Annotated in this window: 21 protein-coding genes; 10 read left to right on the top strand and 11 right to left on the bottom strand. The window is 67.1% G+C overall.

Annotation, left to right across the window (positions count from 1 at the left end):
* Nucleotides 1–91: 91 nt before the first annotated feature.
* Nucleotides 92–2653 (bottom strand): FHA domain-containing protein, encoded by a 2562-nt coding sequence (locus EET10_RS01055; RefSeq protein ID WP_218028426.1) that lies wholly within the window; start codon nt 2651–2653, stop codon nt 92–94.
* Nucleotides 2654–3005: 352 nt separating this feature from the next.
* Between EET10_RS01055 and EET10_RS01050 the strand changes: the two genes are divergently transcribed.
* Together EET10_RS01050 and msrA are read left to right on the top strand one after the other, a co-directional pair.
* The gene (locus tag EET10_RS01050) at nt 3006–6221 is read left to right on the top strand and encodes an MMPL/RND family transporter (RefSeq protein ID WP_246013587.1); all 3216 of its coding nucleotides are present in this window, start codon (nt 3006–3008) and stop codon (nt 6219–6221) included.
* Nucleotides 6222–6266: 45 nt separating this feature from the next.
* Nucleotides 6267–6779, top strand: coding sequence for a peptide-methionine (S)-S-oxide reductase MsrA (gene msrA, locus EET10_RS01045; RefSeq protein ID WP_036395051.1), 513 nt, complete (start codon nt 6267–6269; stop codon nt 6777–6779).
* 21 nt (nt 6780–6800) lie between these two features.
* Here msrA and EET10_RS01040 read toward each other — a convergent pair whose 3' ends face one another.
* Nucleotides 6801–8126, bottom strand: a complete 1326-nt coding sequence (locus tag EET10_RS01040; RefSeq protein ID WP_036395050.1) for a cytochrome P450 — start codon at nt 8124–8126, stop codon at nt 6801–6803.
* 147 nt (nt 8127–8273) lie between these two features.
* Between EET10_RS01040 and EET10_RS01035 the strand changes: the two genes are divergently transcribed.
* Genes EET10_RS01035 through EET10_RS01025 form a run of 3 tightly spaced genes read left to right on the top strand, consistent with a single transcriptional unit; the run spans nt 8274 to nt 10186 of the window.
* Complete coding sequence (locus tag EET10_RS01035) at nt 8274–8879, top strand: TetR/AcrR family transcriptional regulator (protein WP_036395047.1); 606 nt, start codon at nt 8274–8276, stop codon at nt 8877–8879.
* Nucleotides 8880–8930: 51 nt separating this feature from the next.
* Nucleotides 8931–9143: a TOBE domain-containing protein gene (locus EET10_RS01030; RefSeq protein ID WP_036394933.1), complete on the top strand. Its 213-nt coding sequence runs from the start codon at nt 8931–8933 to the stop codon at nt 9141–9143.
* A gap of 11 nt (nt 9144–9154) precedes the next feature.
* Nucleotides 9155–10186: a zinc-binding dehydrogenase gene (locus EET10_RS01025; protein WP_036395044.1), complete on the top strand. Its 1032-nt coding sequence runs from the start codon at nt 9155–9157 to the stop codon at nt 10184–10186.
* Here EET10_RS01025 and EET10_RS01020 read toward each other — a convergent pair.
* Together EET10_RS01020 and EET10_RS01015 are read right to left on the bottom strand one after the other, a co-directional pair.
* On the bottom strand, nt 10176–11060 hold the full coding sequence (locus EET10_RS01020) for an alpha/beta fold hydrolase (protein WP_036394930.1): 885 nt from the start codon (nt 11058–11060) through the stop codon (nt 10176–10178). The two genes, EET10_RS01025 and EET10_RS01020, sit on opposite strands and share 11 nt — an antisense overlap.
* A 124-nt stretch (nt 11061–11184) precedes the next feature.
* Nucleotides 11185–12420 (bottom strand): sulfotransferase family protein, encoded by a 1236-nt coding sequence (locus tag EET10_RS01015; RefSeq protein WP_122501826.1) that lies wholly within the window; start codon nt 12418–12420, stop codon nt 11185–11187.
* Between the two features lie 28 nt (nt 12421–12448).
* Between EET10_RS01015 and EET10_RS01010 the strand changes: the two genes are divergently transcribed.
* Nucleotides 12449–13036, top strand: coding sequence for a TetR/AcrR family transcriptional regulator (locus tag EET10_RS01010; RefSeq protein ID WP_036399261.1), 588 nt, complete (start codon nt 12449–12451; stop codon nt 13034–13036).
* Nucleotides 13033–14145 carry a DUF1214 domain-containing protein gene (locus tag EET10_RS01005; RefSeq protein WP_036399263.1) on the top strand — a complete coding sequence of 371 codons (1113 nt, stop codon included), beginning with the start codon at nt 13033–13035 and terminating at the stop codon, nt 14143–14145. Before EET10_RS01010 ends, EET10_RS01005 begins: the two co-directional genes overlap by 4 nt.
* Here the strand turns inward: EET10_RS01005 and EET10_RS01000 are convergent.
* The 4 genes from EET10_RS01000 to EET10_RS00985 all read right to left on the bottom strand — a co-directional run bounded on the left by EET10_RS01000 (nt 14142) and on the right by EET10_RS00985 (nt 18042).
* On the bottom strand, nt 14142–15182 hold the full coding sequence (locus EET10_RS01000; RefSeq protein ID WP_036399264.1) for an LLM class flavin-dependent oxidoreductase: 1041 nt from the start codon (nt 15180–15182) through the stop codon (nt 14142–14144). The two genes, EET10_RS01005 and EET10_RS01000, sit on opposite strands and share 4 nt — an antisense overlap.
* On the bottom strand, nt 15182–15697 hold the full coding sequence (locus EET10_RS00995) for an SRPBCC family protein (protein WP_036399266.1): 516 nt from the start codon (nt 15695–15697) through the stop codon (nt 15182–15184). Before EET10_RS00995 ends, EET10_RS01000 begins: the two co-directional genes overlap by 1 nt.
* A gap of 144 nt (nt 15698–15841) precedes the next feature.
* Entirely contained in the window at nt 15842–16942 is a 1101-nt protein-coding gene (locus EET10_RS00990) for a fatty acid desaturase family protein (RefSeq protein ID WP_063467289.1), read from the bottom strand.
* Nucleotides 16943–16968: 26 nt separating this feature from the next.
* On the bottom strand, nt 16969–18042 hold the full coding sequence (locus tag EET10_RS00985) for a ferredoxin reductase (RefSeq protein WP_063467290.1): 1074 nt from the start codon (nt 18040–18042) through the stop codon (nt 16969–16971).
* 69 nt (nt 18043–18111) lie between these two features.
* Between EET10_RS00985 and EET10_RS00980 the strand changes: the two genes are divergently transcribed.
* Nucleotides 18112–18786, top strand: coding sequence for a TetR family transcriptional regulator (locus EET10_RS00980; RefSeq protein ID WP_036399269.1), 675 nt, complete (start codon nt 18112–18114; stop codon nt 18784–18786).
* On the opposite strand, the gene EET10_RS00975 is transcribed toward EET10_RS00980, so the two are convergent.
* From EET10_RS00975 to EET10_RS00965, 3 genes are all read right to left on the bottom strand, one after another.
* Nucleotides 18787–20898 carry a catalase gene (locus tag EET10_RS00975; protein ID WP_036399270.1) on the bottom strand — a complete coding sequence of 704 codons (2112 nt, stop codon included), beginning with the start codon at nt 20896–20898 and terminating at the stop codon, nt 18787–18789.
* A gap of 84 nt (nt 20899–20982) precedes the next feature.
* The gene (locus EET10_RS00970; RefSeq protein WP_036399757.1) at nt 20983–21324 is read right to left on the bottom strand and encodes a hypothetical protein; all 342 of its coding nucleotides are present in this window, start codon (nt 21322–21324) and stop codon (nt 20983–20985) included.
* Between the two features lie 71 nt (nt 21325–21395).
* Entirely contained in the window at nt 21396–22001 is a 606-nt protein-coding gene (locus EET10_RS00965; RefSeq protein WP_036399272.1) for a GNAT family N-acetyltransferase, read from the bottom strand.
* A gap of 191 nt (nt 22002–22192) precedes the next feature.
* Between EET10_RS00965 and EET10_RS00960 the strand changes: the two genes are divergently transcribed.
* Nucleotides 22193–23290 (top strand): F420-dependent hydroxymycolic acid dehydrogenase, encoded by a 1098-nt coding sequence (locus tag EET10_RS00960; RefSeq protein WP_036399274.1) that lies wholly within the window; start codon nt 22193–22195, stop codon nt 23288–23290.
* 373 nt (nt 23291–23663) lie between these two features.
* Nucleotides 23664–23885 carry a hypothetical protein gene (locus EET10_RS00955; RefSeq protein WP_036399275.1) on the top strand — a complete coding sequence of 74 codons (222 nt, stop codon included), beginning with the start codon at nt 23664–23666 and terminating at the stop codon, nt 23883–23885.
* Nucleotides 23886–23926 lie beyond the last annotated feature (41 nt).

The raw sequence follows: 23926 nt of genomic DNA, 5'->3' as shown, positions 1-23926 counted from the left end.
GGTTCGGTCGATGAGGCGAGAGGAGGCGAGATGAGGCGAATCGTACGACGTCCGGTGTCGGCGAACTCGACGCGCACCGCGGGTGCGCCCGTCAGCGGCGGCTGACCATCCTCAACCGCCAGCTCAGCGCACCCGTCCACAGCGCGCCGAAGACGAGCAGTACGCCCATGGCCGACAGCCACCAGCTCGGCGAATGCGTCCAAAGCTCGTGCTGAGTGCCCGGCAGACCCACCGAGCCCAGGTCCATGGTGGACGCCGAAGCGGCGAAGCCCCATCGCGATGGCACCAGCCAGGAGAGCTGGTTGAGGCCGACCCGGTGGGCAAGCGGGAACATGCCGCCCGCGAACACGACCGCGACCAGGCTCGCCAGCAGGAACAGCGCCGGGAGCTCCCGCCGGCGCTCGGCCAGCGCGGATAGCGTCAGGCCGACGACGGCCGAGACGACGGCCGTGGCCGCCAACGTCAGGTACAGCTCGACGAAGGGGTGATCGGGCAACACGGTTCCCCGGGCGGGGGCGGTCTTCCCCACCGCGACGGTGGCTGTCAACGCAGCGGTCTGGACGACCGCGACGAGGCCGAAAACGAGGAGCTTGGCGGCCACATACGCCGGCACCGCTAACCCGACGGAGTGCTCGCGGCGGAAGATGCGGCGTTCGGCAACCAGGTCGCGGATGGTCGACGCGATGCCCATCACGACCGCGCCGCTGTTGAGCACCACCAGGAGCTGCCCAACTTCATACGGGTCGTCCCGGTGCGGTACCGACAGCGACAGCACCCCGAAGACCACCGGCAAGACCGCCATCGCGACGAGGTAGCCGCGGTCGGAGGCGATCAGCCGCACCTGACGGCGGATCAGCATGGAGGTCTGGCGCCACAGGCTGGTGCGGCGGCTGCGTTCGGGCGCCTCGCCGGAAGCTTCCGGCGGCTGCCGGGCTGGACCGCCCCGATGGTCGGTCGGGGCGGCGTCGCCTGCGCCGTCGGCGTCGCCACCTCCCGGCGGAAAGGCTTGCGACCAACGCGCTTTGCTCACCGCCTGCTCGATGTCGGCCGGTGGCCCGGCGAAGGCGACCTCGCCGGACGCTAGGAGCAACACCTGGTCGCACAGGTTCAATGCGGCCAGCGAGTGGGTCGCCACCACGACGACACGGCCGGCGTCGGCGAGTCGGCGCGCCGTCGTCATCACCTGACGGTCCAGCCCGCGATCCGGTTTGCCGTTCGGCTCCTCGAACACCACCAGCGATGGCCCGGTGAGCAATTCGATCGCCACCGACAGGCGCTTGCGCTCGCCGGCGGAGAGGTTGCCCGCCTTGACCGCGCGCTGAGCGCCAAGGTCGGCCTCGTCGATGACCTGGTTGATGGCCGCACGGCGTTCGGCGGCCGAGGTGTCGGGCGGCAACCGCAGCTCGGCGGCGTAGCTCACGATCTGCTCGACCGCGAGCCGATCGTGCATGACGGCGTGGTGGGGCACGATCGCGACGCGCGACCGCATCGACGCGTTGCCGGCATGCAGATTGTGGCCGTCGCAGGTCACCAGCCCGGATGTGGGCCGGGCCGCGCCGCTCAGCAGCGCGATCACGCTTGATTTGCCGGCGCCCGGCGGGCCGATGACCGCCGTCAGCGTGCCCGGACGAGCGGTGAAGGAGACATCGGTCAGCAGCTGATGGCCGTCGATGGCGAGCCCGAGGCCATCAGCGCTCACTCCGCCGCCCGCCGAAGTCGATCGGGGCACCAGGGTGGTGTCGCAGAACGCGAAATCCGCGTTGCCGACAGTCACGGTGTCGCCCTCGCGCAGCAGCACGCGGCGCACACGTTCGGCGTTGACGTAGGTGCCGTTGCGGCTGCCCTTGTCCCGAATCTCCCAGCCGTCGACGGTCGGCCGCAGCACGGCGTGCACGCGTGACACCAGCGGGTCGTGCACCGTGATGTCGCTGCCGGGCGACCTGCCGATCCGCAATGACCGGTGGCGATACCGGAGCAGCCGTTGGGTGGTGGCGATGACCCGTTTGACGAGGGTTCGCTCCGGTTCCAGGGGCTCCTGGGCGACGCTTGGCGCGGCCGAGCCGGTGGCCCGATACCCGGAGTCGTCCGGTGCGGCATCGGCCGCCGGGGCCGGGTCGGCGGGTGACGGCTCGCTGGGTGGGTCCGGCTCACTCGGTGGCTCGGAGGGCGGCTCGGGCGCCGGCTGAAGCCGGATCGCCGGAAACCCGGGCAGCGTCTGGGCCTCAGTGGGCGGCGGATTCGGCGGGGCCCGGGGCGACTCGGGCTGCCGACTCGACGCGGCAGCCGACGGCGGAGCCGGGCCGACCCAGGCGCCCGGTATCGCGGCGCCGGGCGGGACGCCGACCTCGAAGACCAGCCGTGGCCCCCGCAGCGGATCACCGGCGGTGATGTGCTGGCCACTGCGGATCATCGCCGTGGACACCCGCACGCCGTTCAGATAGGTGCCGTTTCGGCTGCGGTCGATCACCACCCAGTGGCCACCGTCGAACCGCAGCACGAAGTGCTCACGTGAGACCCAGGTGCTGTCCGGCCCGCTTAGGCAGATGTCCGACCGGATGTCGCGACCGACAGTGACGTCACGGCCGGGCGCAAAGGTGTACATCGTCGTGCCGACCCACACGGTCAACGGCGCCGCGAACGTCGTGGTTCGCATCACTGCCACCTTCCGTCGCCTTCCGTCGCCGAACACGCTGCCTTGGTGCAAGGACCGCCCGTTATCTACCCGCCGACCGGCCGTCACAACCGCAGCCAGCGTCATGAGGCACTGCCAGCCCGCGTCCGCGTTGCAGTCCGGGCAGATCGGATCGATGAGGTTTCGGGACGGGCCGCCGCGTTAACGACAGAACATTTGCGGGTAGCCCAGACCGAGCAGCCACCCTGTGTCCATCAACCGACGAAGAGTCTGGAGAACCTCATTGTGCTTTGCCCTCGCTTGACGGCCCGAGTGTCGCGCCGAGTTGCCGACTCGGCGGTAGACAGGCGGATCTCATTGTCCCCGTGCGTGTTTGACGCCTAAGCATAGCCCGGACAAAAGTCCCGAAGTGCTGCGCCGCGACCCCAACCTCGGCTTGCCGACCGGCGGTATCTTCCCCGGATTGGCCCGCCTGGTGGTGCGGCGACCGCTGATCGTCATCGGTTTCTGGGTCGCGCTGGCGGTGGCGCTGTCCCTGACGTTGCCGCCCCTAACGCAGGTGGTCCGCGAGCACACCGTGGAAATCCTTCCCGAGGACGCGCCCGTCATGGTCACCGCCAAGCAGATGACCGAGGCGTTTCACGAACCGGGATCGCAAAACGTCGCCGTGGTGGTGCTCACCGACGAGCACGGGCTGAGCCAAGCCGACGAAGAGGTCTACCGCACACTGGTCGACCGGCTGCGCCACGACACCCGCGACGTCGTCGCGGTACAGGACTTCATCAGCGCGCCTCCGCTGCGCGAAGTCGTGGAGAGCAAGGACCACAAAGCATGGTTCATCCCGGTCAGCATTGCCGGCGAACTGGGCTCACCGCAGTCCACCGAGGCCTACACCCGGGTGGCCGACATCGTCAAGCACACCGTGGCGCGGTCCTCGCTGACCGCGAACCTGACCGGGCTGCCGGCCACCATCGCCGACATGTCCGCGATCGGGCAGCGTGATCTGCATGTGATCGAGACGGCGACCATCGTCATGGTGCTGTTGATCTTGCTGGTGGTCTACCGCAACTCCGTCACCATGTTGCTGCCGTTGCTGACGATCGGCTTGTCACTGGTGACGGCGCAGCAAGTCGTTGCCGGCCTGGCCCGGGTCGGATTGGGCATCTCGGATCAGACCGTGGTGTTCATGACCGCGATGATGGTCGGCGCCGGCACCGACTACGCGGTGTTCCTGATCAGCCGCTACCACGAATGCCTGCGCCGCGGAGTGGATTCTGACCCGGCCGTTGCCCGCGCCCTGGCGTCCATCGGCAAGGTGATCGCAGCCTCCGCGGCGACCGTCGCGGTCACCTTCGTCTGCATGACGTTCACCCGCCTGGGGGTGTTCTCCACCGTCGGGCCCGCCTTGGCGGTATCGATTGCCGTGGCGTTTCTGGCCGCGGTCACCCTGCTGCCGGCGGTCATGGTGCTCGCCGGGCGGCGCGGGTGGATCGCGCCGCGACGAGACCTCACCAGCCGGTTGTGGCGGCGGTCGGGAGTTCACATCGTCCGGCGCCCGATCGCACACCTGACGGCCAGCCTGGCGCTACTGATCGCGCTGGCCGGCTGCGCGTCCCTGGTGCGCTACACCTATGACGCGCGCGCCGCGTTGCCGTCCGGGGTGGAAAGCAACGTCGGCTATGAAGCTATGGACCGCCACTTCTCGCCGAGTTCGACCATCCCGCAATACATTTACGTCCACTCACCGCACGAGCTGCGCAATCCGCAGGCTCTCGCCGACCTCGAGCAGATGGCTCAGCGGGTCAGCCAGCTGCCCGACATCGCCATGGTCCGCGGCATCACGCGGCCCAAGGGTGAACCGCTCGAGGAGGCCAAGCTCAGCTATCAAGCCGGCGAGGTCGGCGGGAAGCTGTCGGCTGGGTCGAAACAGATCACCGGCGCCAACGGCGACCTGGACGCGCTGACCGCCAGCTCCCGCAAGCTCGCCGACGCGCTGGCCGCGATCACCGGCCAGATCAACCAGGCGATCGCGGTGATCAACGGCCTGGCCGGCGAGGTGTCGCGGGTGGCGAACCACCTCGACGCCGGCACGACGCTCCAGCAGATCCAGCAACTGGCCGCGAGCCTGCGCAGCAACGCCGGCAGCATCGGCGAGGTGCTCAACATGGCCGGCCCGGTGCTGGCCGGGCTCAACGCCAGCCCGGTCTGCAACACCGACCCCGCCTGCGCCGCCGCCCGGGGCCAACTGCAACTGCTCGTCGACGCCCGCAACGCCGGGGCGTTCGACCAGATCGCCGACGTCGCCCGGCAGCTGCAGGCGACCCCGGACGTCCAGAATCTGATCGGCACACTGCAGGCCATGCGAGCGTCGCTGAACCACGCGGTCCAGACGATGCAATCGCTCGGGCTGGGCGACCCCGGCGGGTTGCAGCAGAAACTGGCCGAAATGCAGCAAGGCGCCAACGCTTTGGCCGACGGAAGCCGGCGGGTGGCCGACGGCGTGCAGGCACTGACCGAGCAGACCAGGCAGATGGGCCGCGGCCTGTCCGACGCCGCCGCATTCCTGCTGTCGATGAAGCTCAACGCCTCGAAACCCGGCATGTCCGGCTTCTACATCCCGCCGGAAGCGATCAACGACGCCCGCTTCAAAGACCTGGCGTCGATCTTCGTCTCACCCGACGGGCACGCCGTGCGCTACCTGGTCCAGTCGAAACTGGATCCGTTCAGCACCGCCGCCTTCGACCAGGACAAGGCGATCGTCGACGCCGCCCGCAGCGCCCAGCCCAATACGTCGCTGGCCGACGCGTCGATCACGATGTCGGGCACCACGCCGACATATGCCCAGATGCGCGACTACTACAACCACGACATCCGATTCATCATCGTGGTGACCATCGCCGTGGTGCTGTTCATCTTGATCATGCTGCTACGGGCGGTCGTCGCGCCCGTGTACCTGGTTGCCTCCGTGGTGGTTTCGTATCTGTCGGCATTGGGTGTCGGGGTGATCGCATTCCAGCTCATCGGTGGCCAGCCCCTGGGGTGGAGCGTTCCGGGGATGGCGTTTATCGTGCTGGTCGCCGTCGGCGCCGACTACAACATGCTGTTGGTTTCGCGGATCCGCGACGAATCCCCCAACGGCATCCGCTCCGGGGTCATCCGAACCGTCGGCACGACGGGAGGCGTGATCACCTCTGCCGGGATCATCTTCGCCGCGTCGATGTTCGGCATGCTGTTCGCCAGCATCAGCACCATGGTCCAAGCGGGCTTCATCATCGGCGTCGGCTTGTTGCTCGATACCTTCCTGGTCCGCACGATCACCGTGCCCTCGCTTGCGGTGTTGGTCGGCAACGCCAACTGGTGGCCCTCCAGGCGGTTTGCAACCGGGCCGGCTCGGCCACCGCAGCCCACCCTGGTCCCGGCCGAGCCGTCGCGACCGAGCAGTGAACCCGATGTCCAACCGTCGGAACGAGACGAGGCGGACCTGCAGCCGGCGTACGCCGGGGCATCCGGTGACGGCGACCATGGCTCCGAGGGCATCGACCCCGACTGCGTGGTCTGGCTCTGGGCGATGTCGGCGAGCCGCAACTAACCTCGGATGTGGGCCCGTGACGACCCCACCGAAGGAGAGACTGCAATGACGACCAACAAGGCAATCCTGGCCGGCGGATGCTTCTGGGGCATGCAGGACCTGATCCGCCGCCAGCCCGGTGTCATCGCCACCCGCGTCGGCTACAGCGGCGGTGAGACCCCCAACGCCACCTATCGAAATCACGGCAACCACGCCGAGGCCGTCGAAATCGTCTACGACCCGGCGGTCACCGACTACCGCGCACTGCTGGAGTTCTTCTTCCAGATCCACGACCCGACCACGAAGAACCGGCAGGGTAACGATGTCGGCACCAGCTACCGGTCGGCCATCTTCTACCTGGACGACGAACAGCGACGGATCGCGCTGGACACCATCGCCGACGTCGAGGCCTCCGGCCTGTGGCCGGGCAAAGTGGTCACCGACGTCAGCCCGGCCGGAGAATTCTGGGAAGCCGAGCCCGAGCACCAGGATTACCTGCAGCGCTACCCCTACGGGTATACCTGCCACTACATCCGCCCGGGCTGGAAACTGCCGCGGCGGGCCTCGGCAAACCCATAGGCAAACCCGTAGGCGAACCGGTCAGCGCCGGCGCACCACGATCCGTCCGCCGTCCTTGGGGATGTAGGCAACACCGCGACAGTGCCACTTCTCGTCGGGCGCCGTGGTCGTCTCGATGACGAAGTGGCGCAACACCGTTCGCAGCACCACATCCATCTCCATGTTGGCGAACGCCGCGCCCACGCAACGGCGGGTGCCACCGCCGAACGGGATCCAGGCGAACGCCGACGGCTTACCGCCGAGGTAGCGCTGCGGGTCGAAGCGCTGCGGGTCGGGGAATACGTCGGGGTTGTCGTGAATCTGGCCGATGTTGACGATGATCGAATCCCCGCGCGGGATCGACCACTCACCGAGCCGATATACGTCGGAATAGACGTGGCGGGCCGCGAAATCGATGACGGTCCTGGCCCGCTGGACTTCCAGGATCGTCGCCTGGCGCAGCTCGTCACCGCCCGCATCGGCCTCCGCCACCAGGTCGGCCAGCAGCCGCGGGTGCCGGGTCAACCGCTCGAACGCCCAGGCCAGCGTGGCCGCGGTGGTTTCGTGCCCGGCGGCCAGCAGGGTGAGCAGCTCGTCACCAATGTCCTTGCGGGACATGACCGAACCGTCGTCGTAGGTGCTGCGCAACATCAACGCGAGCACGTCGGTCCGGTCGGCGAAGTCCGGGTCCGAGCGCTCGCGGTCGATCAGCGTGTCCAGGACGGCGTCGTATTGCCGCCGATACTCGGCCAGCCGGCCCCACGGGCTGTACCGGCCATAGTTGCGTTTCGGTTTGGGCATCGCCGCCAGCCGCGAGCCCAACGTGACCCACGGCGGAATCAGCCGGCGCAACTCGTCGAGTTCGGCGCCGTCGGCCCCGAACACCGCACGCAGGATGGCGTTGAGGGTGATGTGCATCATCGACGGCAGGGTCGCGAACGGCTCGCCCTGCGGCCAGCGAGCCGTCTCGCGCAGCGTCTCCTCCTCGATGATGGCCTCGTATTTCTTGATGCTCTTGCCGTGAAACGGCGGTGCCAACAAGCGTCGCCGCCGGCGGTGGTCATCACCGTCGAGCGCGAACACCGAACCGGAGCCGAACAGCCGGCTCAGATTCGGCTGGATGTTGCCCAATTCGTCGGGGCTGGTGGTGAACACCTGCCTTGCCAGCTGCGGATCACCGACGACGACGACCCGCCCGTAGATGGGGATGTTCAGGGTGAAGACGTTGCCGTAGCGGCGCGCCAGCCGACGCATCATGCCGCGGCGGGTGACCGCAAAGACCAGGCCTTGCACCAGGCTCGGGATCCGCGGCGCCGGCGGCAACGTGACTTCGGGTTGTGCCGGCGCATCGGTGATTGCGTGGCTCATCGACATGGGCTCCCAACATCCGCCCCGGCTGCTCGATCGTGAACACGGGGATGGTACCGCGGTGTACCGCAGGCTTATCCTTGGCACGGTACTCTTTGGTACCAAGGCTGACAAGGTCCGCACCGATCCGGGTAAGGAGGCGTGTTGGTGACAGCGGTTGCCGGCAGTGCCGCGCCGGCCGACATCGATCCCTTTCGGCTTCGGCTGTTCGACGGCCTGGCCGCCGCTATCGGTGAACGCGGCTACCGCGCGACCACCGTCGCCGACGTCGTGCGCCACGCGCGGACCTCGAAACGCACCTTCTACGACCAGTTCGCCAGCAAGGAGCAGTGCTTCCTGGAGCTACTGCGGGCCGACGTCGAACAGCTCGGCCTGCGCATCCAGGCCGCGGTCGATCCCGACGCCGACTGGCATCAGCAGATTCGCCAGGCGGTCGAGGCCTACGTAGGCCACATCGAGTCCCGGCCGGCCATCACCTTGAGCTGGATTCGCGAACTCCCCTCGCTGGGCGCCGTCGCGCGCCCTGTCCAGCGCCGCGGATTGCAGCTGCTGTCCACCCTGCTGATCGACCTCAGTGCCGGCCCGGGGTTCCGGCGGGCCGGCCTACCCCCGCTGACCGTGCCGTTGTCGGTCATCCTGCTGGGCGGACTGCGCGAGCTGACCGCGCTTGCCGTCGAGGACGGGCGGCCGGTCCGCGACGTCGTCGAACCGGCGATCGATGCGTCGATAGCCCTCCTGGGCCCTCGTTCCTGAGCGGGCCGACTACGCTCGTCGCACACCCGGTGATTTGCGGAAAGGACTGCGATGCGGCTATCGACCCGAAACCAGCTCAAGGGCACCATCACCGAGGTCGACCTCGGCAGCGTGATGGCGGTCGTCAAGGTCAAGCTCGACGGCGGCGACCAGATCGTCACCTCGTCGGTCACCAAGGACGCCGCAGTGGAGCTCGGCCTCAAGGCCGGCCAGCCCGCAACGGTGTTCATCAAGTCGACCGAGGTCACGATCGGCGTCGAGTGACCGTGGCCACCATGCGTGCGGAACGCTTCTACGCCGATACCAAAAAGGTTGCGCTGGAAGATGTTCCGATACCCGAGCCCGGTCCGGGCGAGGCCTTGGTCAAGGTTGCCTTCTGCGGGATCTGCCATTCGGACCTGAGCCTGATCAACGGAACGTTCCCGGCCCAGACACCGGTGGTGACCCAGGGCCACGAGGCCTCGGGCACTATCGCGAAGCTGGGTCCCGACGTGACGGACTGGGCCGAGGGTGACCGGGTGGTGGTGGCCGCCGGCCGGCCCTGCCAGACCTGTCCGAACTGCCGCCGCGGCGATGTCGTCAACTGCCTGAGCATCCAGTTGATGGCGTTCGCCTACGACGGCGCGTGGGCCGAATACACCGTGGCGCAGGCGGCCGGCCTGACCCGGGTGCCGGACAACGTTCCCCTGGAGCAGGCCGCGATCCTGGCCGACGCGGTGTCGACGCCGTTCGGCGCCGTCGTCCGGACCGGGAAGGTGGCGATCGGCGAATCGGTCGGGGTCTGGGGTGTCGGCGGGGTGGGCACCCATATCGTCCAGCTCGCCCGGTTGGTCGGTGCGGCGCCGGTGATCGCCCTGGACATCAACCCGGCCGTTCTCGAACGCGCCCTGGAACTCGGCGCCGACTACGCGTTCGACACCCGAGACGACGGGCTCGTCGACAAGCTTGCCGAGGTCACCGGCGGGCGGTTATTGGACGTGGCGTTCGATGCCGTCGGCCTGAAGGTGACGTTCGAACAGGCCCTGGGCTCGCTGACCGCCGGCGGGCGGCTGGTCTGCGTGGGGATGAGCGCGGAGTCGCCGAGCATCGGACCGACCGTGCTGTTCGGGGTGACCCGCAAGCAGGTGCTCGGTCACCTCGGTTACCAGAACGTCGACATCGAGACCCTGGCGAAGCTGGTTTCGCTTGGGCGCCTTGATATTTCGCGGTCGATCAGCGAGGTTATCGCGCTCGACGACCTGCCGGCGGGCATCGAGAAGCTGGAGCGCCAGCAGGGCAACCCGATCCGTATCCTGGTCAAGCCGTAAGGAAAGCCCGTAACCGGTCCAGCACCAGATCGGGCCGCTGCTCGACGATCCAATGGCCCACACCGTCGACCAGCTCGACCTCGAAATCGCTTGCGCGGCTTTCGTATCCGCGCAGCAGGTTGGGCGTGATCACCGGGTCGCCGGTGCCGTGCAGCCAGCGCACCGGCACGTCGACCCGTTTGTCGTTGTATTCGCCACGCAGCCAGCGCAGCATCTCGGTGGTCTGGAAGCTGCGGTACCACCGTGAGCCGGCTTCGGCGTGCCCGGGCTGGCGCATGCAGTCGACGTAGATCTGGACATCCTCGTCGGGCACGCTGTATCCGCCACCGACCCAGGACGTCAGCATCCGGAAGTAGCGAGCTTTTGGGTCGGCGATCAGCCGCGGCCCGACGACCGGCAACGACATTGGGATCTGGTACCAGAACCGCCACATGTGCCGCAGCATCCCGAGGTCGCGGCGTACCCAGGGCGCCGAGGTATTGAGCCCGAAGAAGCCGGTCACCTTGGCGGGGTAGCGCAGCATCATGATGAAGGCGACCGGCCCGCCCCAGTCATGGGCCACGAGTTTGACCTTCTCGACACCTAGCCGATCCAGCACCGCGGCCAGGTCGTCGGCCATTTCGCTCTTGAGGTACCGGCAGCGTGGCGCCGAGCTCCAGCCCGCGCCGCGCAGGTCGGGGCACAGCACCCGGTAGCCGTCGGCGGCCAGCGGGCCGATCAGCTTGTGCCACTCCCACCAGTTCTCCGGAAAGCCGTGCACCAGCATCACCGCCGGCCCGTCGGCGGGCCCGGCGTCGGCCACGTGGATGGTCACGCCGTCGCCTACATCGACAAACCGGTGTTCGACGCCGTCCAGCGCGGGCATTGTGGTCATGTACTGAGAAGGTAGCGCTCGCCCCACCTAGCCGGCCACCGAGCCTGTAATTTCGCAGGCTGCTACTCGCACTTCTTCTGCCTATTTACAGGCTCGGCGTCAAGCTGGGTACCCAGCCGCAGCGCTAGGTCAGAAACCGCTCGACATAGGGCGCGAAGCGGGCGCGCAGGTCCTTCTCGGTCAGCCCGAACATCTCGCAGGACGTTTCGACGTGGCCCAGTCGGCCGCGCCGGTGGCCGGCCAGGTAGCCGGTGAACGCCGTCCGTGCCGGTTCGTCGAACGGCTCGCCGGCCAGGGCGTACGCCTGCGCGGCGACACCGAGTTCGTCGGCCATGAAGTCGTCGAATCGGATGTCGATCGAGCGCCGCGGACCGACGGTGTCACGATCGCGCACCAGCGCGGTGAGCATCAGCTCGAGCCGGTCCACCCAATATGCCGCAATCTCTGCCACCGGCACCGGCGAGCGGTGCATCCGGGCGGAGTAGACGATCATCGCGATCATCGACAGCGCCACCGGCACCGGGTCGCGGTGGGTGAACACCACGATGCTGCCGGGAAAAACCCGATCCAGCACCGGCACCTGCTCGAGGTGCTGGGGCGACTTGAGCAGCCAGCGCCGCCCGCCGCGCAGGAACTGCATCGCCTTGAGTTGGGTGGCCAGGTACGCGTAGTGCGGCGTCTGGTCGTGGGCCTGGTAGTAGTCGCGCCAGCGAGGCACGTGGGCCAGCGTCTCGAACAACATCGTCGAGAAGTCGTTGGCCAGCAGCTGAATCTCTTCGTGCACGTGGTCGGTGGTCATCTCGTGCATCAGCGGAAAGTAAGGCATCACGATGTTGATCACGTGCACCGCGACGTCCATACGTGCTCGCCGCGGATCCGGTTCGATTCCGGCCTCGGCCGGCAGGGGGTACGGCTCGACACTTTCCCAGTACGGCATGGTGCGGAAGGTCGGTGCCGCCGCCAGCATGTTGTGCAGATGTGTGGTGCCGGTGCGGGGCAAGCCGGCGATGAACACTGGTGGTCGCAGTTCGATGTCGTCGATCTCGGGATGCCTGGTGAGCAGGTCGGCCAACAACAGCCGGTTCTTGAGCAACTGCAGCAGTTGCCCGTAGAAGTTCACCACCCCGGGCGGGTGCAGCCCGTCGATGTCACGCAGCGCGGCCAGAAAAACGTCGAGTCGTTCCCGGTAGTCGTCGTCGCCGAAATCGTGCAGGCCGGTGTCGGCGCTGGCGCGCGCGTGCAGCGCGTCGGCATCCAACGGGCATTGCGGAGCCATCGTGGCCATCATGTCGCGGAGCTGCTGGGCCTCGGTACTGAACCGGGGCTCGGCCAGGTCGTCGAGACGAACGGCATCACTCACGGCGACTTATGTTACTCTTGGTTTCGTAATGGCAGTCGATTTCGGCCGACCCCGTGATCCGCGGATCGACGCGGCGGTGCTTCGCGCGACGGTTGAACTGCTCGCCGAAACGGGCTATGCCGGGCTGCTGGTGTCCGCCATCGCCGAACGGGCCGGCACCAGCAAGCCGGCGATCTATCGGCGCTGGCCCAGCAAGGCGCACCTGGTGCACGAGGCGGTGTTTCCGATCGGCGCCGAAACCGCTATTGCGGACACCGGATCGCTGGCGACGGATCTGCGCGAGATGGTGCGACGCACGAGGGCGGTCCTGGCGACGCCGGCCGCTCGCGCGGCGCTGCCCGGGCTGGTCGGTGAGATGGCGGCCGACCCCACCCTGCATGCCGCACTGTTGGAGCGATTTGCCGGCACGATCTCCGGCGGCCTCGCCGGACGGCTCGAGAAGGCCGCGGCCGCAGGCGAAGTCCGGGCCGACATCACCGCTAGTGAACTGGTCGAGGCCATCGCCGGCATCACACTGCTAGGCCTGCTTACCCGCGCCAGCGAAGTCGATGACGCCTGGGTCGACCGCACCACCACATTGCTGCTGAAGGGAATCCTGAAAGGAATGCCTGAATGACGCACGAGTCGACTACGGCATGGCGGGAACTGCTCGACACCCTGGGCGCCCTCGACGGCGGCTTCCTCGACGGCGACCGTGCGGTGACCGACGACCGGCACCTCGCCGACGGGTACCGCATGCTCGCCGCCACCCTGGGTGTCGCCTTCGACGCCTATCTGTTCCCCGAGCCGGGCCGGCCACAGTTTGTCGCGGTCAACACGCCGTTTCGTCGCGACCGCCGCTGGGGCGGCGACAACACCGACGCCTATTACTTCATGTGCCCGGTCGATCCGACACGGCGCTACCGGATTAGCGGCAACAAGGGTGACAGCGCGTATTTCTCGGTGACCGCCTACAACGAGCCCTCCCCCGGCGCGTGGTCGGACCGGGTCGTCGCGATTGTCCGCGACAGTGATCTCGATATCGATGCCGACGGCAACTTCTCCTTCGAGCTGGGTCCGACGTCCGGTGCCGCCGTGCTGATGACCCGCGACTATCAGGCCGACCCGCTGACCGGCCGCCCCGTCACCTGGACTATCGAGGCGCTCGACGCGCCGGACCCCATACGCCACGGCGACGCCGAGACCGCCGCAAGGCTACGGGCGGCGGCCACCTGGATGCGCACCATGTTCGCAATCGTGCCGCTGGCCGTCGGGGACCGGGCCCGTGACGCGCATCGACTCGGACACGAGACCGCCCACGTCGCAAACCAATTCGCGGCTCCCTATCAGGTGCCCGACGCCAACTTCGGCTGGTCGGCGCGCGATGCCTGCTACTCCTACGGCAGTTTCGTGCTCGACGACGACGAAGCGCTGGTCATCACCCACAGGCCGCCGCCGTGCCGGTTCTGGAACCTGGTGGTGTGGAACCAGTTCATGGCCACCTACGGCCCCGCCGAGGGCCCCGATGCCCGTTGCTCCATCAATGGCCACAGCGCGGTAATCAACAGCGACGGCTCGGTGACGATCGTCTTGTCCCGCGGGGTTTCCCGCCACCCGAACTCGCTGACCACGCTGGGATACCCGCGCGGCAATCTCGCCTTCCGGTGGTTTCTGCCCGACGAGCTGCCCGCCCGGCCCGAGGTGAAGCTGATGCCGCTGGCCGACGCGCCTACTCGCGCACGCTAAACCTCGCGGACCAGCTCGATGGCCCGGGCGAGCGTCGAAAGCTTGGCATCGAGCGTGTCGCCCGCAGGATAGAGCCGCACCGTGTCCACACCGGTGTCCCGCCACACCGCAAGGCGGGCCCGGACCATGTCCTCGGTCCCGATCAGCGTGGTGGCCAGGACCATCTCTTCGGTGACCAACGCGACCGCGCGGTCGCGGTCGCCGCGCTGCCAGTGCTCCCGCACCATGGCGGCGACGTCAGCCCAGCCTTGCCGGCTGTAGGCCCGGTTGTAGTAATTGGTGCTGGCCGACCCCATGCCACCCAGGCTGAACGCCAGCTCCTTCTTGCGACCGGCGACCATGCGCCGCAGCTCGTCCTCATCGGCGGCGAACGCGACCTCGGCGCCCTGACAGATGTCGATGTCGGCCCGGGTGCGATCGGCGGCGGTCAGCCCGTTGTCCAGATACGCGAAGTAGGCGCCGGCGGCGCCTTCCGGCACGAAGCTGGTGCCGAGCCACCCGTCGGCGATCTGTCCCGTCAACCGCAGCATCGCCGGCGACAACGCTGCCAAATAGATCGGGATCGGGTGCTCGGGCCGCATCGACAATCGCATCGGCACCGCCTCGCCGCCGGGGCGCGGAATCTGAAACTCGTTGCCGGAGTGGCATATTTTGTCGCCCGCCAGGGCTTGCCGCACGATGGCGACGGTTTCGCGCATCCGCGCCAGCGGCCGGGCGAACGACACCCCGTGCAGACCCTCGATCACCTGCGGACCCGAGGCGCCCAGGCCGAGCAGGAACCGTCCGCGCGACAGGTTGGACAGCGTGATCGCGGTCTGGGCCACCGCAACGGGTGATCGGATGCCGAGTTGCAGTACACCGGAGCCCAGCAGCATCCGGTCGGTGCGCGCGGCGAGGTATCCCAACGCCGACGGCCCATCCGCACCCCAGGCCTCGGCGACCCAGCAGACGTCCAGCCCCAGCTTTTCGGCCTCGACGACGAACTCCACGGTGTCCCGGCCGGCGCTGGAGAATTCGACCGTCGTGGCGGTGCGCATCAACGGACCCCGTGTTCGGCCAACCTCTTGATCGCGGCCAGCGTCTTGTCGATCGCGGTCTCGAACTCCCGCAACCGCACGAAGACGATCTTCTGCTCCTTGTCGGGCATCGCGTCGATGGCGCGCGACAACCCCGAGCGGCCCGGCCCCATCTGCGTCCAGTAGTTCAGCAAAGTGCCTCCGTCCCGCGGTGTCAGGCGGAACCGCCAGGTGGCCGACGGGTTGTCGGGTTCGCCTACAGCCCAAGCGAATTCGTGTGGCTCATCACAGCTGACGATTTGTGACGTGGTGCTCCATTCACCGAATGCGTCGTGCTGGTTGTGACCGACGAACCGGGCACCAATCCGCGGCCCGGTGGCCCCGTCGACCCATTCCACTGCCTGCAATTCGTTGCTGAGCGTCGGCATCAACTCGACGTCACAGACCAGACTCCAGACGCGCTCGGGAGCGGCGTCGATCCACGTCGAAGCCTCCACGGTTGGCTTGTCTGCATAGCGCGCGCCGGTCCATTCCACGGGCCCATTGTCCTCCAGTTGGACTGTTGTGGCCCCGCGCTGACAACTTTGTTTCGCATCGAGACTGCGCCCAGCGCTACCTGCTGCCGAAGAAGGCACGCGCTGTGCGCAGGCTCGACGGCGTCACTGCAGGCTCGATGAGCGTCACGCCACCGACAGCGCGACCGTTTCCTTCACAGTGGCCTGACGCGGCGCACGCCCCGGGAAGGCGAGCTTCACGATCTTGCGCACCACCGTGGCGAACTGCTTGGGCAGCGGGCCGCGGTTGTAGGGGATGCCGTAGCGCTCACAGATCTCCCGCACCTCCGGGGCGACCTCGGCGTAGCGCCGGGCCGGCATGTCGGGGAACAGATGATGCTCGATCTGGTGCGACAGGTTGCCGGACAGGAGGTGAAACAGCTTGCCGCCGGTGAGATTTGCCGAACCGAGGACCTGGCGGAAGTACCACTGACCACGGGACTCGTTCTTGGTTTCCTCGGCGGTGAACTCCTGAGTGCCGTCGGGGAAGTGGCCGCAGAAGATGATCATGTACGACCACACGTTGCGCATCAGGTTGGCCGTGAGGTTGCCCGTGAAGACGAACGGCGCGAACGGCCCGGCCAGCAGCGGGAAGGCGACGTAGTCCTTGAGGGTCTGCCGGCGCGTCTTCTTCCAGATCGCCCGCAAGACGTCGCGCTTGTCGGCCAGCCGGATCTCACCGGCCCGGATGCGCTCGGATTCCAGTTCGTGCAGTGCGACGCCGTACTGGAACAGCACCATCAACAGGAATGCGTAGACCGGGTTGCCCAGGAAGTAGGGCTCCCAGGGCTGGTCTTCGCTCATCCGCAGGATGCCGTAGCCGATGTCGCGGTCCATTCCCACGATGTTGGTGTGGGTGTGGTGCATGTAGTTGTGCGAATGCCGCCACTGATCGGCCGGGCAGGCCGTGTCCCACTCGAAAGAACGCCCCGAGATGGCCGGGTCACGCATCCAGTCGTACTGGCCGTGCATGACGTTGTGGCCGATTTCCATGTTGTCCAGGATCTTCGAAACCCCGAGCATCGCGGTTCCCAGCAGCCACGCCGGCGGCAGGAACAGCAGTAGTCGTCCGCCGACTTCCAGGGCGCGCTGCGTCTTGATGACGCGGCGGATGTAGTCGGCGTCCTGTTCGCCAAGGTCCGCCATGACGCGTTCCTTGATGGCGTCGAGTTCGCGGCCGAACGCGTCGGCCCGTTCGGGGGTGAGGGTGATCTTGTTGGGTGTCATGTCAGAACTCCTTGAGATGTTGGGGGTCATAGCGCGAGGTCGACGTCGCCGACGGGGACCGAGACACAGATCTGCACGTCCTCGTCGGGACCCGTGGAAATGGCCCCGGTGACCAGGTTTCGCACGGTGCCCGAGGTCTTGCGCCGGGTGCAGGTGTGGCAGATGCCCATCCTGCAGCCGTTCTCGGGGGTCAGGCCGGCCGACTCCGCCTGCTCGAGCAGCGAACGGCCGTCGTCGGCGACGTCAATCCCGCTGTCGCCGAACGTGATCCGGCCTCCCGAGGTGCTGGCCGGCGCCGCCAATACCGGTGGGACGAAGCTCTCGGTGAACACGTTGTCACAGTGCTCGCGCACCGCTTCGACCAACGGCGTTGGGCCGCAGACGAACACCGCATCCGGCGAGGGCATGGCCGCCGCCAGGTGGTCCGCGCCGAAGCGGCCCACCAGATCACCGGTGCCGGAGCGGGTGTAGCCGTGCAACACCCGCACTCCGCGTATCGAGCGCAGCTCGTCGCGGTAGCACGCCTCCGCAGGCGTGCGCGCGTAGTGCACAAAAGCGATCTCGCCCTGATGGCCCTCGGCGACCATCGTGCGCAGCATCGCCATGACGGGGGTGATGCCACTGCCGCCGGAGACGAGCAGCACGCGGCGCGGCCGCTTCGCCGGCAACACGAAGTCGCCGCCGCTACCGGCCAGGCCGACCACCATGCCGCGGCGGGCGCGCTCGTAGAGGTAGGTCGAGACCAGCCCGCCGTCGTGGTGGCCGATCGTCAGCTCGAGGGTCGGGCTGCCTTCGGCATTGGCCGGTGAATAGCAGCGGGTGTGCCGGCGACCGTCGATGTCGACGGTCAGGTTGACGTACTGACCGGCCTTGACGGTGTTAGTGGAGGTGAAGGTGTCGTTGGGAGCGAGGGTGAGCGTGACGCTGCGCGGCGTGTCGCGCCGCACCTGGATGATCTTGGCGCGGGCCTCACCCAGCGTCCACGTCGGCGCCACCAGCTCGGTGTAGCGGTCGACGCCGTGCGGACCGGTGAGCAGGTCGACCAGGTCGGAACCCAGGACTCGCTTCGCAACGGCTTGGCTTAAAGTTTGAGTGAACATATGTACACGGTGCGTCGAGAGTCAGCAGCTCGTCAAGTGTTTCTGCAGGTCTGTGGTAGGGTTCACATAGTGAACGACCGTACTCCTAGCTCACGCTCACACCGGTCCGGCAAGGACCGGGCGCGCGCGACCGTGTCGCGAGAAGAGCGCAAAGAAGCCACCCGGCGGGCCATCGTCGCCGCCGCGCTCAAACTGCTGCAGGACCGCAGCTTCAGCGGTCTGAGCCTGCGCGAGGTGACCCGCGAGGCCGGGATCGTGCCGGCAGCGTTCTACCGGCACTTCGAGTCGATGGAGGCGCTGGGGCTGGTCCTGATCGACGAGTCGTTTCGCACCCTGCGCGACACGTTACGCGGGGCGCGCGCCGGCAAGCTGGACCCCAACCGGGTCATCGAGTCGTCCGTGGAGATCCTGGTGGGCAGCGTCGCCGATAGACGCGAACACTGGCGTTTCATCGTCAGGGAGCGTTCCACCGGACTATCCGTGCTGCGCTACGCCATCCGCACCGAAATCCGGCTGATCACCTCCGAGCTGGCCACCGACCTGGCCCGCTTCCCGGGGCTCAACGAATGGAGCACCGAGGACCTCAACATCCTGGCGACGTTGTTCGTCAACGCGATGATCGTGATCGCCGAAGCAATCGAGGATGCCCAGAGTGCCGAGGCACTAGAAGAGATCCACCGAATCGCCGTCAAGCAGCTGCGGATGATCGCGATCGGTGTCGCCGGCTGGAAAAGCAGGCCCTGATCAGGCGGGAACGCTATCCGTCTGTCGTTCCCAAACACGGTGTTTCGCAAGCACTTTGGCGAATGCCTCGGCGAAGTCGTCGGACAGGTCGTCGGCCGCCGCCTTGGTCGTGATCACCCCGTTGGAGGCGAAGGCGTCGGTGCTCTCGGCGGTTTTCTCGGATATCCCGGCCTTGGGCAGTAACTTGACGCCCGCACCGAAGGCCCCCACCGCCTTGAGGTGCTTGTAGGCCTCGGTGACGAAATGCATCGCGTAGCCGTCTTCGGACAGAGCCTTGACGGCGTCGGGTCCGCACGGTATCACGACCGCGTCGTAGAGGACCGACGACATCGTGGTAATCGCCCGGTCCACCGGGAGTTCGCCGCCGGATCCGCCGGACAGCATGCCACCGGCCTTGGGCGCCAACACTTCTACGATGGCCCCGCGCTGCCGCATCGCCTCGATGAAGGTCTGGGTGCCCACCACGTCGACGCCGTCGGCGGCCAGCACGGCGATCTTGCGTGTTTCGATGCTGTCGGTGACGGTGTTGAGTTGCGACAGCGCTGGGGACGGAGGCATTTCAGCGCCCTCCCTGTCCGTTCCTTCGGGCGCGGGCAACCCCAGCTCCCCGGCGACGCGGATCGCCAGGTCGTGGTCCACTCGGTTCAGCTGATCCACGACACGTGAACGGATTTCCGGTGTTTCCACCTTGCCGAGCTCGAAAGCGTACGCGGCGACAATGTGTTTGGCCTCGACGGCAGACATGCTCTTCCAGAACATCCGCGCCTGGCTGTAGTGATCCTGGAAGCTTTCGGCCCGCCGGCGGATCTTGTGACCGTCGACCTTCTGGGTGTAGTGCCGGAACACGTTGTCGTCAGCCAGCGCCGGACAGCCGCCACCCAGGCTGTTCTTGTAGTAGCTTGACCGGCCGCGTGGAATGGTGTGCTGGCCGTAGCCGTCGCGCTGGTTGTTATGCACCTCGGCCACCGGCCGATTGACCGGCAGCTGCGCGAAATTGGGGCCGCCCAGCCTGATCAGCTGGGTATCGAGGTAGGAGAAGTTGCGGAACTGCAGCAGTGGGTCGTTGGTGAAGTCGATGCCGGGCACCACGTTGGCGGTGTGGAAGGCCACCTGCTCGGTTTCGGCGAAGAAGTTGTCCGGGTTGCGGTCGAGCACCATCTTTCCCACGGGGCGTACCGGAACCTGTTCCTCCGGAATGATTTTGGTGGCGTCGAGCAGGTCGAAGCCGAAGTTGAACTCGTCACTTTCGGCAACCAGCTGCACCCCGAACTCCCACTCCGGGTATTGGCCGGCCTCGATGGCTTCCCACAGGTCGCGCCGGTTGAAGTCGGGGTCCTTGCCGGCCACCTTCTGGCACTCGTCCCACACCAGCGAGTGCACGCCAAGGCGTGGCTTCCAGTGAAACTTCACGAAAGTGCCCTGACCGTCGGCGCTGACCAGGCGGAAGGTGTGTACGCCGAAGCCCTCCATCATCCGGTAACTGCGCGGCAGCGCCCGGTCCGACATCAGCCACATGATGGTGTGCAGGGTCTCCGGCTGTAGCGACACGAAGTCCCACAGCGTGTCGTGGGCCGACTGCGCCTGCGGAATCTCGTTGTGCGGCTCGGGTTTAACGGCGTGCACCAAATCCGGGAACTTGATGCCGTCCTGGATGAAGAACACCGGGAAGTTGTTGCCCACCAGGTCGTAGTTGCCTTGTTCGGTGTAGAACTTGGTGGCGAATCCGCGGACATCGCGCACCGTGTCCGCCGAGCCGCGTGACCCGGCCACGGTGGAAAACCGGACGAAGACCGGCGTCTGCTTACCCGGCGTGGTGAGGAATTGCGCCGCGCTGTATTCGGCAAGCCAATCGTCATAGGGTTCGAAGTATCCGTAGGCTCCGGCGCCGCGGGCATGCACGACCCGTTCGGGGATGCGCTCGTGGTCGAAGTGAGTGATCTTTTCCCGCGCGTGGAAGTCCTCGAGCAGGGTGGGGCCATGCTCGCCCGCGGTGAGTGCATCGTCGGTATGGTCCACTCGCACGCCCTGCTGCGTGGTCAGGTACCCGGTGCTCCCGGCTACCCGGCAGTCGTCAAGCTGGCGCTGCTTGCGGTTGGAGTCGTTGGCTGCCATTCGTCCCTCCAGCGGTAGGAATTCCGCACCTGGGTACCCGGCTGAGACCGCGGCAAACGACTGGTCCGCTATGCTGCGGGACCGTCACTCGTCATCGACGACCTCGAAGAACGAGTCGCCGTCCTCGGGCGTACCGTCGATTTGGCCTCGATGGGCACGCCCGGGGCCGTCCTGCTCCCACGAGCCGTCCAGCCGGTCCGGTTCTTCGGCGTCGAGTCGGTCGTCGAGGGATTGACCTTCACGCCCCTCGCGCGCCGTCATGCCGAACCGGTCGGCCTCGCTCCAGTGCACGGGTGGGTCCACCACGATGTCGCCGTCGTCGTTGCGGAGCTGGTCGGAGTCGGTGGATTCGTTCGGGTTGAGCGTATCGCCGGGACCGCCTTCCTCGGGGAAGTCCGCGGGATCGGTCAGCTCGCCGGTAGCCATTGGCAACGGTTGCCCGCAGCGTTCACCCGCTAAACCGGCCCGCCGGACCGGCTTGGGCCCGGCCGGGATGCTCAGCGCGGTTCGCGCCACATCGGCCAAATCGGCGGCCCGCCGTGCGGAAGCATGATCTCGCCGGTGACGGTGAAGCCGAAACGTTCGTAATACGGGATGTTTTCGGGTTTCGAGGACTCGAGATAGGCCGGGCAGTACTCGGCGTCGCAGCGGTCCAGCCGCGACCGCATCAAGGCCTGACCAAAGCCCCGCCCGCGCACACCCGGGTCGCTGCCGATGACGGCCAGATACCAGTGCGGTTCTTCGGGATGCGCGCGCTTCATCGCCTCCTGGACCGCGCGTGCGGTCGCTCCGCGAAAGCCGAACACCCGCAGGAATGCCGGGGTCATGGCCAGCTCCGCCCGGCGGGTCTCCCGCCATTGATTCGGCGGATCCCACAGGGCGGCCGCGCCGACGCCGACGCCCTCGCACGTCACCTCGACGCCGCCGCGGGCCAGATGGTGGTGGCGGGTCATCGTCGCGAACACCCGATGCAGGTGCGCAAGCCGCGACTTGTCGTGGGGAAGCAACCACGTCATCACCGGGTCGTCATAGAAGGCGCGAGCCAGGGTGCGGGACAGATCGCGGATGTCGGCCTTGTGCGCTGGGCGCGCCTGGGGGGTCACCAGCCCAAACTAGTGGTAGCGCCGACGGGTCGGCCAATTCGCCTCCTTGGGGGCCTCATCGGCCATGCTGGTCGGTCGCTTCGGCGCGGCTCCGTGCGCAACCGCGCCCGTGCGCCGACGGCTGTCGCGGCCCGGCGAGCGTGAGGCAAGCTCGATGGTGTGACAGGTCGCATGAGGGGTTGTCGGAGCCGATGACCGGGATCTCTCGACGGACGTTCGCACGAGTGGCCGCCGGGACCGGCGTGCTGGGGACCGGCGCAATGTCGGCTGGGTGCGGCACCCGCGGCGAGTCGACCGGCGAGTCGACCGGCCCCCCGCCGTCGCCGGCCAGCGGCATTGGAGTCGTGTTGTCGCACGAACAGTTCCGCACCGATCAGCTGGTGGCACAAGCCCGCGCCGCCGAAAGTGCCGGGTTTGGGTACGTGTGGGCAAGTGACCACCTTCAGCCGTGGCAGGACAATCAGGGGCACTCGATGTTTCCCTGGCTGACCTTGGCATTAGTGGGTCAAAGCACCAGTCGTGTCTCGTTCGGCAGCGGGGTGACCTGTCCTACTTACCGCTATCATCCGGCCACGGTGGCCCAGGCTTTCGCCTCGTTGGCAATGCTGAGTCCGGGACGGGTGTTCTTAGGGCTCGGTACTGGTGAGCGACTCAACGAACAGGCCGCCACCAACACGTTCGGTTCCTACCGGGAGCGTCACGACCGGCTGGTCGAGGCCATCAGGCTGATCCGCCAGCTGTGGAGCGGTGAGCGAATTTCGTTTGACGGACGCTATTTTCAGACGAACGCTGTAAAACTCTACGACCTTCCCGCCACGCCACCGCCGATCTTCGTGGCCGCCAGCGGTCCCAAAAGCGCGGCGCTGGCCGGCCGGCACGGGGACGGCTGGATTACCCAAGCCGGCGACCTCAAGAATCCGCGGCTGCTCGCCGCGTTCGCCGCGGGCGCACAAGCCGCCGGGCGCGACCCCGCAACTCTCGGCAAGCGTGCCGAGCTGTTCGCAGTCGTCGGTGACCACACGGCGGCCACCCGGGCCGCCGGACTGTGGCGATTTACCGCCGGGGCCGTCGACCAACCCAACCCGGTAGAGATCCAGCGTGCCGCCGAGTCGAACCCGATCGAAAAGGTGCTCGCCAACTGGGCCGTCGGCACCGACCCGTCGACCCATATCGGTGCGGTACAGGCGGTGATCGATGCCGGTGCCATACCGTTTCTGCACTTTCCACAGGACGACCCCACCGTCGCCATCGAGTTCTACGGCACCAACGTCTTGCCCAAGCTGGGCTAGCGAACCGGCCTTGATCCGCAATCCCGGACGGGTGCCCCCTAAAAATAGATCCGGATGGTCTTCCACGCTCGCACGCCCGCGATAATTCTCTTGCGGGCCTGGGCTTGTCGCTCCCAGGCGGGCACAATCAGTAGCACCTTCCCAGAGACACCTGTGGCAGATGTGACTTCGAGCCCGGCGCGCGGCCGCTGGCAGCGGCCAGCCCCCCTCGGCTGATCCGAGGCCACACCCAGATAATTGCGGCGTTGCTTAGCAAAGCTAAGCCGAAGTGCCTATCCACCAACGGAAATCGCCTCCGTCGAAGCCGTTTGAACATGACGCGGATCGGTAGCTCACTACCATCGCAACGATACCGACGGAGGGAGGACCAACGGTGAGCATCGAAACAGGTGATGTGACCGGTACCCGCGACAAGACTTACAACCTGATCTGGTACACCGAACAGTGCCTGGACAACGCGCTGCGGCTCGAGACCTCCATCGAAGACGCCGAGCGTGACGGCGACCGGGAGACGGCCGACTTGTTCCGCAAGGCGCAGGCCGACAGCCGTAAGGGTGCCGAACTGGCTAAACAGCTTCTCGCACAAAGACTCTGATTATTCGGGGATTCTGGTGCGGTCCGGGTCGTGACGCGAAA

The sequence above is a fragment of the Mycobacterium pseudokansasii genome, from assembly GCF_900566075.1.
Classification (GTDB): domain Bacteria; phylum Actinomycetota; class Actinomycetes; order Mycobacteriales; family Mycobacteriaceae; genus Mycobacterium; species Mycobacterium pseudokansasii.
The sequence above is the reverse complement of the archived record's forward strand: the minus strand, read 5'-3'. Positions and strand labels throughout refer to the sequence as shown.